The sequence below is a fragment of the Solimicrobium silvestre genome (genome assembly GCF_002976435.1).
In the GTDB taxonomy this organism is placed as follows: Bacteria; Pseudomonadota; Gammaproteobacteria; order Burkholderiales; family Burkholderiaceae_D; genus Solimicrobium; species Solimicrobium silvestre.
Window position 1 is genome coordinate 1 of the sequence record NZ_PUGF01000046.1, and the last position, 8,940, is coordinate 8,940.

An 8,940-nucleotide genomic window follows, 5' to 3' on the forward strand; every position below is an offset into this window, starting at 1 on the left:
ATTACTTGCTACATAGCTAAATGTACTTATTCCAGCATATAAACCAAACGGATCACTTTCTGCGTATCGACCCGTCGTAGGATCATAATCCCTGAAGTAGTTGTAATGAAGATTGGTCTCTGCATCAAGTGAGCTGCCCGACGCACTTTTACCGTACACGGAGGCGTTTTCCCTATATGCCGTAACGGTTTGCGCGGAATTGTAGAAGGCTCTTCCCCTGTTTCAATAAAAAATTTTCCAGACGCGATTTTGAGCCACGCACGCACACGCTGGCAAGGCTTTTTTGCTTTTATGAGGTAAACAGGTGATGCGCCGTGGCGGTCATTCCGTCCAGGCTGCGCACAGCGCACCCGAAGGGCTTGGCCTTGACGGCGGCAGAAGAAACACGCTCAGTCATGCGGTGCAAGGCGGCTCTATCCCTTGCACCGTATGCTAAACGCGTTGTTTTACTGGTTGGAATCGGGGGTGGTGTTCAGACGTTCGATGCGTGCCGGATGGGTTGCATCATGAATTTGCTTGAGTTTTTGAATCGATACGCTGGTATAAATCTGCGTGGAGGTCAGCGACGCGTGACCCAGCAGCACTTGAATGAAGCGAATGTCGGCACCATTTTCCAGCATGTGGGTGGCACAGGCATGCCGGAACAAATGGCACGCTCCGGGGGCGACGATACCGGCGCTCTGGATATACCGCTTTAAATGCTCGCCTAACCAGTCCACTTCAAACTGCGTGCCGTAATCGGTCAGGAACAGGCTCTGACAGATGGCCGTATCACACAGCTCCGGCCGCACTTCCAGCAGATAGCGTGTTACCCACGCACAGGCACGCGCACCCAATGGCACCAGCCGGTCACGTTTGCCCTTGCCTTCACGCACTAGCAGGCTGCCACGGTTGGTGTCGATGTCGGTCATGTCGAGCTTGGCCAGCTCACTGCGCCGGATGCCGGAGGAGTACAGCACTTCCATCATCGCCCGGTCACGCAATCCCATCGGTGTCTGGGTGTCGGTTTGGTTTAACACCGTTTCGACTTCCTGCACGGTCAACACGTAGCGGGGAATTTTACGGGGGATTTTGGGCATCTCTAATTCTGCCGCTGGGTTGTATTGAATCTGTTTACCACGCGCTAACCATTTGAAATAGGCTTTCAACGGCACCAGCTCGGTATGCTGGCTGGCAATCGATAACGGCATGCCATCGGTTTTGCGATAGTGGTACAGGTGACGCTGGTAACGCTCCAGAATCGGTAACGTAATTTCGTGCGGACTGGTTAAGCCGCGCTCTTGCGCCCAGACGATGAAGCGCCGGACACCGCGCTGCCGTTGGCGTAACGTGAACGGGGAAACGCCGCCCGTTTCTGACCACGCTAAAAACGCTTGCAGTGCCGTGGCTAACGGGATATTGGGTAAATCCCAACCGCGTGATGTAGCACCACCGTGGTGTTTTTTACGCAGCGCCATTAGGCAGAGACCGCGCTGGCGGCTAAAGGAAGAACGGGGGACGTCTGCGGGTACGACACGATTTTGCTATGAGCTTCTATATAGTGTGTTTTTGCGTTTTCTGCGACCACTTCCACGCAATTCGGCGTCGTTGCTGGTTCTTGACTCAATATAGGCTCCCGACCAAGGGGCGACCGCTGGCCGACCACACCCCGACCAGCGGCCGACCGCGTGGCGTTGTGCCCCGACCGGCTGACATCGTAGGCGTGCTTTAAGGTGGCGATATCGGCTAAACCGGGGAAGTGCAAACGATGACCGTCGCCACTTGCTGCGTACACCAATTCATAATCAAAGCCATTATTGGCCGTGCGGTGCGTGACGATGTATTCCAGTTCGACCAACCGCGCCAAATGCAGTTTTAATTGCGTATCGCCCCAGTTGATCGCTTCGCGCAAGGTGCGGCGGCTGAACCGGCAATCGCTGCGTTGGAGGCTTCGTTGTTTGCACTGCTCTTGGACATAGCTGTCCATGGTGCTTAATAACCGCCGTGTCTGGGGTGGCAGCTCATCCAGACTACGGCCTAATACATCGTGCGCTATGCGGTTGGCTAAGGCGATATCGTCTAACGTGACTTCGACATACTCGACGTTGATCGCGCCACGGTGGGTGCTGCGCAAGTCGCGCTGGTGTTGATGCAGGAAGGTAATGGTGTCGATCAGGGTTAAGTACTTTTCATGATCGCGGCGCAAGCGGGTCGTTTGATCCGGGAACGTCAGCCACTGCACATAGGGATTGAAGATCGCAATCGGTCTTAATAACCGTTGGGCGTTTTGGTGTAAGGCGATTAAGCTGGCTTTTTCTTGATTGGCGATCATCCCGTTTAGGGTGCGCTTTTCGCGTTGCAGATGGTGGATGGCGCGGGTCTGGTCGCGGCTTTCATCGACCGACAGAATGAGACAGCGGTTCATCAATTCTTCGTCTAAATCGCGTGCCGTGGTGGTCAATAATAAAGCGACCGGGCCTTCAACGCGGTACGGTTGCGTCACTAAATTACCTGTGATCGGGTCTTTGCCGGTGGATGCCATCGTCAGTTCTCCTTCAGACTGCAACAGCTTCAAGGCATAGCTGGCGCGGCTCGCGCCCTCTTCTTCCACAATCGCCAGCACTTTATGTTTGAGATTGGTCTCGCCCATGTAAAACAAGCTCTGGCCGGTCATGGCACTGTATTTGACTTTATCTTCCGGGGGAACGAAGGCTAATACTGTGTCCATCAAACTGGTTTTACCGGCAGCCGATGAAGATTGAATCACCACGCCCAGCGGCTTATCGCGTTTTCTGGAAACGGCAGCCAGGTAGCCAACCAACTTATTAATGTCTTCACCGACCAGACCGCACACGGTGCAATCGGCTTGCAAGCGTTCAATCAGATTCGGGTCGCGCAATAACGCCAGCGCGGCTTGTTTGTCGGCCGCGTCCATCACGACGACCTCCGCTTGTTTCGGCTTCAGGGCGGATTTGATCTGCGCATCTTGCAAGGTTTCCAGCTTCAGCAGAACACGCCCCAGATCGGTTTTAATGGCGTCGTCCGACAGGTGCAGCTCAAAGGCCGCTTGCGTGACGAAACTCTGACGTGCTCGGGCGTTGTACAAATCCAGCGTGTCCACGTGGAAGGCGTCGCCGACCGAGGCCAGTAAGTTGACTTTGAGCAGATCATAGGCCAGATTTTTGGACAGACCGCGCACGCGGTAACGGCGTTCGGCAAACGTCAGCACGATTTCAGTGTCACTGACAGCACAGTCGATGTCGCTGGCCGGAGCCGGTGGCAACGGCGAGGCAGGTAATGGCGTGAGGGGCGGCATCACTGCCGCCTCTGATTCGGTGGCCTGTTCTGCTTTTTCTGGAGTGGCTAAAGGAGTGACGGGAACTGCGGCCACGGGTTGCAGTGCTGTGCGCTCGGGTGCTTTGCCATTCCCTAACCAGAGCGCTTTGCGAATTAAAATACCTAAACTTTGGGTGGCGGGTTGTACTTTGATCGCGTACTCATTGGCATCCATATTTTTGGGGAACTGGATGCGGTAACAGTCGATGCTGTGTGCCATCAATTGGGTAGCCACTTTTTCCGCACCGCGCTCTCCGGCGTCATCCCGATCATACGCAATCAAGACGCGTTCAGTGCCGTGCTGTTGAAACGCGGCGAGATGTTCTTCCGTAAATCCTTCAATGCCGTAACTGGTGGTGACGTTGCGATAGCCTGCGCACCAGAAGGTCATGGCGTCGATAATCGCTTCGCACAGGATGATTTCTTTATGGGTGGCTAACGCTTGACGATTAAAGATGCCGCGCCCTGCAACGCGCAGCTCTGCGGGTAAATATAAATGCTGCGGCGTGCCTTTGCGCAAACCATCGGTGATCTTGCGGCCATACAGTTCGGTGACATTACTATTCTCATCCAGAATCGGCACGACCAGACTACCGTTGAAATGCTCGTGGCCGCTGGCACGGTAGATGCCAATTTTTTCTAAGCGGGTGCGGATGTCAAGGCCAGCTTTTCGGTGCTTGTCGGGCAGGCGCAAACCAAGACTGCGGTTGGCGTAACCGAGTTTAAATTCAGCGATCAAATCGGGATGCGTTAAACCACGCGACTGCAAATAGGCTTGTGCGTCAAGGGAAGCTAGCAACGTTTGATGATAGTAATCCACGGTCTGATTGAGTAAGACCTGATCGTCGGCATCGAAAGTCACCGGAGCGGGTAAGGTACGCACGGTCGCCACTTTGATGGGGCCATCACTTACCCCTTTAGCGGCTAAAGAAGGATCGGCTTGCAATAGCTCGACCGCATGACGAAACGAGATGCCGCGAAACTTCATTACCCACGCAATCGGATCACCACCGACACCGCAGCCGAAGCAGTGCCACAGATTTTTTGCCGGAGTCACGACTAATGACGCAGTGGCGTCTTCGTGGAACGGGCACAGGCCGGTTTTATCTTTGCCTGTTTTCTTGAGCGCAATCCCTGCCGCTTCGATTAATCGCTCGACGGACACTTCCTTTTTTAGCTGCTCGATTGTTGTTTCTGAAATACGTGCCATTTTTTACCTTTGTTCAAAAACCTGTCAAGTGGCTTATTGATGTATATTTATTGTCCCTGATATGCTACTATACGTCAAGTTAAAAAAAAGGAGGGCATACACTGATGACTATCGCAAATCTTTTTATCCTTCCTATGAGCTTTCCAGAACGACTCTCTTCACTTCGTAAGCAACTGAACTTTACGCAGCAGCAAATGGCCGACAAGATCGGCATGCATGTGTCGCAATTAAAACGCTATGAATCGGGCGCATCTCAGCCGACCATTGATGTTTTTAGGCGCATCGCTCTGGCGCTAAATGTCAGCGCGGATATGCTGCTTTTTGAACCGGATGAACGGGGGCCAGATGAGCGATTAAAATTGCAATTTGAAGCCGTCTCGAAACTGGATGACAAGGAACGGGAAGCGGTGGAAACCATGATTGCGGGAGTGTTGCATATGCATGATGCGAAACGCTGGACACAAACACCAACTTCAACCGCTCAACCTAAACCTCAAACAACTAAACGATGAGCGCATCAAAAATAATACCCGCCCCAGTTCCACTGACTCAAATTGAAGGCCGCATTCTGATCATTCGCGGCCAGAAAGTCATCATCGATGCTGACTTAGCTCAGCTCTACGGCGTGCCAACCAAGCGGCTAAATGAACAAGTGAAACGGAATAAAGAACGCTTCCCAGCCGATTTTATGTTTGCGCTCACCCAAGAAGAGAAAGCCGAGGTGGTCGCAAATTGCGACCACCTCGCTAAACTCAAGTTTTCTGCAACGCTGCCATTTGTGTTTACTGAACATGGCGCAATTCAAGCAGCGAATGTGCTGGCGTCGCCACAGGCCATTGAGATGGGTGTGTATGTGGTACGCGCATTTGTGCGCTTGCGCGAAATGATTGTTGCCCATAAAGAGCTGGCGTTGCGCTTGGATGATCTGGAGAATAAAGCTGAGCTGATGGCATTGAAGCACGACACGTTTGAGCACAATACCCGTGTGCAATTGAAGCAGGTCTTTGAGGCAATCCGGGAATTAATGACGCCGCCTGAACCAATCAAGAAACGGCCTATTGGATTTATCACGCCAGAAGATACGCAAACCAAACCGAAAGCTGCTAAAAAATAATTCTTTTAGCTGCTAAGAAAGCCACTCATATCCGCTAGTACGGAGGGAGTGGCTTTTTTATTATTTAAAGAAGAAAGAAATAATTCGTTCATCCCAATAACACTAGGTTGTAATGCACATCCCGGCATCAGCCTATCCTGCATTAGACAGGCAGAATTAGTATTACTAATTATCGTGACGACAACGTTTTGAGAGTTGTTCTCACCAAAGTGGCTTTTCACCGTTAATCTATGCCGTTAATCAATTGCCTCAGGGTAAAGAACAACACGGGTTAGTCCATCAACATCGTCGATATGGGTTCGACAGAACCAATCAGTTGATATCCTGCAGCACACTGTGGGTCGTCGCCTGTCCCGCCATCACCCGACCGGCACGTTCCGCATCCCCATCATCAAGAATCACACCGGACAGCGCAAACGAGGCACAGATATCTTGCCAGTCCTCGCTGGACTTAGCCAATTGAATATGAAACCGTCGCTGACGGGCGGCATCGAGTGAAATAACGTTGTTCATCGTGTTTCCTGAACGAGGGGGATGATTTATTGCCATTAAACTAATATCAAAGCAAATTTAAAGCCGTTTAAAGCGATGTAAACCTAAAATAAAGTAAAAATAAACCAAAAATATCATCATGTATCACTGTTTATCATGGAAATATCACGGTTTATCACGAAAGTTTCATAGAAATATCATGGTTTATCACGAAAGTTTCATGGAAATATCACGATTTATCATCACCATGATCGAATTTACCACCTAGTTGCACAATATTTGCACACTATTACCATCTATTTCCACAATATTTCCACAATATTTCCATCCTATTTGCAGCCCGTATCCGTTGATACTTAAAAGTATTATTTTGATACGCTTTTTGATCTAATTTTGTTACGCATATGACATCGAAATAAGTCAAAAATAACGTGATTTGCCTGTCCTAGTTTTTACACACCATACGCACCTTACAATGTGCCTTGAAACCCGCATGAAATAAGGACTTTGCCGTAAACAAAAATAGCAATAAACTAACTTTTGTTTACAATTGATTTTAACTCACTGATTTCAAAGGATATTTTCCGCAAAAGTGTATACACACCCATTTTTACGGGCACGCTGCGCCGTTCAAGAGACTAAAACGGCTAAACGATAAAATCAGGCGGCTGTACTTCGCCGCTAAAGGAAGCTCCCCACCTCCGACAGGGGTTAGGGGAGCTTTTTTTTAATTAAATAACATATCTAGCAAATCAACAATCAACCGGAGCAAGGTCAGCAACAGTTTTATGTTGTTACGCTTCGATGGACGACGGCTCATGAGGCATTCCTTTTCAGTAGTTAAAAAAGGAAATGCATTCACGAAATAAAGTCACCGACCTTGCAATGCAAATGGTGGCGTCAGCCTATCCTGCATTAGATGCAGCAGAATTAGTATTACTAATTTTAAGACGGGTCTCGGGGCGTTAGCCCTGAGCAAGAGGAAAGGTAAAAATGCGAAGGGGACGAAGGCCACCAAGCAGTTTTACCGGCGAATCTACGCGACTTGTCGCGTGGATACGTTTCTCATCCTGTCCTAGAGGTGTCTGGGTATTTAGTAGGAGCTCGAGTATATGCTGGTGTGTAGGCTGAAGTGAATGAATTAGTAGCCGATTCGATGGGTGCTCTGGTCGGCGATTTATCAGTCCCATCGGTAACTAGTTTTGATGTTTATTTTATTAATGCAAAAGGAGTGAGTTATGTTGATGTCAGCGGCGGATGTGGCGTTCATGAAGGGAGAGGCTGCGGCGCGGCCGGGAGACGGGCCGGACATGGCCTTTGTGCGTGCCAGCGAGCATGGGTATATCGTGCCGGGGGTACAACAGACGGCGTTTATGCAGGGGTTCTTGCAGGCGATTGGCTAAGCGATAAGCATAGTAGATTGCGCGACTTCTCTTAGCCGCTAAAAAAAGCCACTCCTATCCAGTAGTTACTGGAGGGTGCGGCTTTTTTATTTAAAAGAGAAAGAATGTTATTGCTGCTGCGTTAAGGCTAGTCACTTGGTGCATTACGCTGCACTAATGACATCCTACATTACACCTTGCCGCGTTATTTTTTAATTTTTTTCCCATTTACAAACAATCTACGATTGAGAACAATATCCACATCATGCGTCATCTCCTCATGATGAATCACTCCTCCCTGTAGCCAAAGGGCATATTTACCTTGTTTCAAGTCAGATAAATTAATTGCTCCAATATTAGTTATTTTCAATGATTCAATTAAATTTTTAATATGCTCCCAATTTGAATAATGAAGTTGAAGATACCATCCATCATCATGTATATAGGCCAAATATTTATTATTCAAACTAGCTATTTTTGAAGTCGTAAGGGGCACGACTTTGTGCGCAAAAAAAAGCAACTCTGCAATTTCCTTATCGGAAATAATTGGAATTGTTGAGTCAGCATAGTCAGCCCATACAAAATTTCCCCAAGAATAAATATTTTCATTTATCAATTTCGGGATATTCGAACTTGAAACGAATTCGAACCTGCTATTTGGATCAAATTCAGAAATCTCGGACTGATGTTCGATAAGTGCAATGCCACCCAAATTATCCAGTGATTTCAAAAAATCTTTAAACTCTATTCCAGATGCAACAAGAAATTGTCGATCTGGATCGTTCCATAAATAAAGGTAATCCTTCATAAAATTAACACCTTCTTAAAATTCAAAATTACTAAATCAAATGATATCGACATATTGATATTTATCCTGAAATTTAAGATTTCAAAAAAAATTCATAATTATTTCAGTGCCTCACAAATTAACAATGCCAGGCTTAGGAACATCCTTAGGATCGTAATAATAATAGGGGTTATATGGATCAACACTACGGCCAACGCTATTTACTAAATCTTCCAAAAATATTAAATCTCCAGCAAAAGTTAATAAGAATCCTTTACTAAGCAAAAATTTGATTAGTTTTTTATTTTTAGGGAGTTTATCAGGGCAACTTCCATGACTACCTGTTCCATCTTTATTAATGACTACAATTTCATTTCCCTTGGAATCATAAATATGCGCATGTGGCTGTTGATTAGGTTGTAAATTTTTACTATCAATCCGATAGTCGTAATTTGTTCCGGGAACGGGTTCGGATTTTGGGTCGAGGCCGGATGGATCACTCAACGCAAGCGGATTACTTGCTACATAGCTAAATGTACTTATTCCAGCATATAAACCAAACGGATCACTTTCTGCGTATCGACCCGTCGTAGGATCATAATCCCTGAAGTAGTTGTAATGAAGATTGGTCTCTGCATCA

Annotated in this window: 9 protein-coding genes; 3 read left to right on the forward strand and 6 right to left on the reverse strand. The window is 48.1% G+C overall.

Going from position 1 to position 8,940, the window contains the following annotated elements; translation table 11 throughout:
• From S2091_RS23500 to S2091_RS23510, 3 genes are all read right to left on the reverse strand, one after another.
• A partial coding sequence (locus tag S2091_RS23500; RefSeq protein ID WP_133166972.1) for an RHS repeat-associated core domain-containing protein occupies nt 1–159 on the reverse strand: 159 nt, incomplete at its 3' end.
• 287 nt (nt 160–446) lie between these two features.
• Entirely contained in the window at nt 447–1,457 is a 1,011-nt protein-coding gene (xerC, locus tag S2091_RS23505) for a site-specific tyrosine recombinase XerC (RefSeq protein WP_105534416.1), read from the reverse strand.
• The gene (locus S2091_RS23510) at nt 1,457–4,525 is read right to left on the reverse strand and encodes a CHC2 zinc finger domain-containing protein (RefSeq protein WP_105534417.1); all 3,069 of its coding nucleotides are present in this window, start codon (nt 4,523–4,525) and stop codon (nt 1,457–1,459) included. Before S2091_RS23510 ends, xerC begins: the two co-directional genes overlap by 1 nt.
• Before the next feature lie 104 nt (nt 4,526–4,629).
• Here S2091_RS23510 and S2091_RS23515 point away from each other — a divergent pair, with 104 nt between their 5' ends.
• Together S2091_RS23515 and S2091_RS23520 are read left to right on the forward strand one after the other, a co-directional pair.
• Nucleotides 4,630–5,037 carry a helix-turn-helix domain-containing protein gene (locus S2091_RS23515; RefSeq protein ID WP_207769799.1) on the forward strand — a complete coding sequence of 136 codons (408 nt, stop codon included), beginning with the start codon at nt 4,630–4,632 and terminating at the stop codon, nt 5,035–5,037.
• On the forward strand, nt 5,034–5,639 hold the full coding sequence (locus S2091_RS23520) for an ORF6N domain-containing protein (RefSeq protein ID WP_105534418.1): 606 nt from the start codon (nt 5,034–5,036) through the stop codon (nt 5,637–5,639). The genes S2091_RS23515 and S2091_RS23520 overlap by 4 nt, the downstream gene beginning before the upstream one ends.
• Nucleotides 5,640–5,951: 312 nt before the next feature.
• On the opposite strand, the gene S2091_RS23525 is transcribed toward S2091_RS23520, so the two are convergent.
• The gene (locus S2091_RS23525; protein ID WP_105534419.1) at nt 5,952–6,152 is read right to left on the reverse strand and encodes a hypothetical protein; all 201 of its coding nucleotides are present in this window, start codon (nt 6,150–6,152) and stop codon (nt 5,952–5,954) included.
• 1,111 nt (nt 6,153–7,263) lie between these two features.
• Between S2091_RS23525 and S2091_RS23900 the strand changes: the two genes are divergently transcribed.
• Entirely contained in the window at nt 7,264–7,569 is a 306-nt protein-coding gene (locus S2091_RS23900; RefSeq protein ID WP_133166973.1) for a hypothetical protein, read from the forward strand.
• A 149-nt stretch (nt 7,570–7,718) separates the two neighbouring features.
• Here S2091_RS23900 and S2091_RS23530 read toward each other — a convergent pair whose 3' ends face one another.
• A complete protein-coding gene (locus S2091_RS23530; RefSeq protein WP_105534420.1) occupies nt 7,719–8,321 on the reverse strand; it encodes a hypothetical protein in 603 nt (200 codons plus the stop codon).
• Between the two features lie 111 nt (nt 8,322–8,432).
• On the reverse strand, nt 8,433–8,940 hold a 508-nt coding region (locus S2091_RS23535), incomplete at its 5' end, for an RHS repeat-associated core domain-containing protein (RefSeq protein WP_133166974.1).

Coding starts and splice junctions, on each gene's coding strand:
- xerC (WP_105534416.1), bottom strand. CDS start 1,457: ATGGCGCTGCGTAAAAAACACCACGGTGGTGCTACATCACGCGGTTGG.
- S2091_RS23510 (WP_105534417.1), bottom strand. CDS start 4,525: ATGGCACGTATTTCAGAAACAACAATCGAGCAGCTAAAAAAGGAAGTG.
- S2091_RS23515 (WP_207769799.1), top strand. CDS start 4,630: ATGACTATCGCAAATCTTTTTATCCTTCCTATGAGCTTTCCAGAACGA.
- S2091_RS23520 (WP_105534418.1), top strand. CDS start 5,034: ATGAGCGCATCAAAAATAATACCCGCCCCAGTTCCACTGACTCAAATT.
- S2091_RS23525 (WP_105534419.1), bottom strand. CDS start 6,152: ATGAACAACGTTATTTCACTCGATGCCGCCCGTCAGCGACGGTTTCAT.
- S2091_RS23530 (WP_105534420.1), bottom strand. CDS start 8,321: ATGAAGGATTACCTTTATTTATGGAACGATCCAGATCGACAATTTCTT.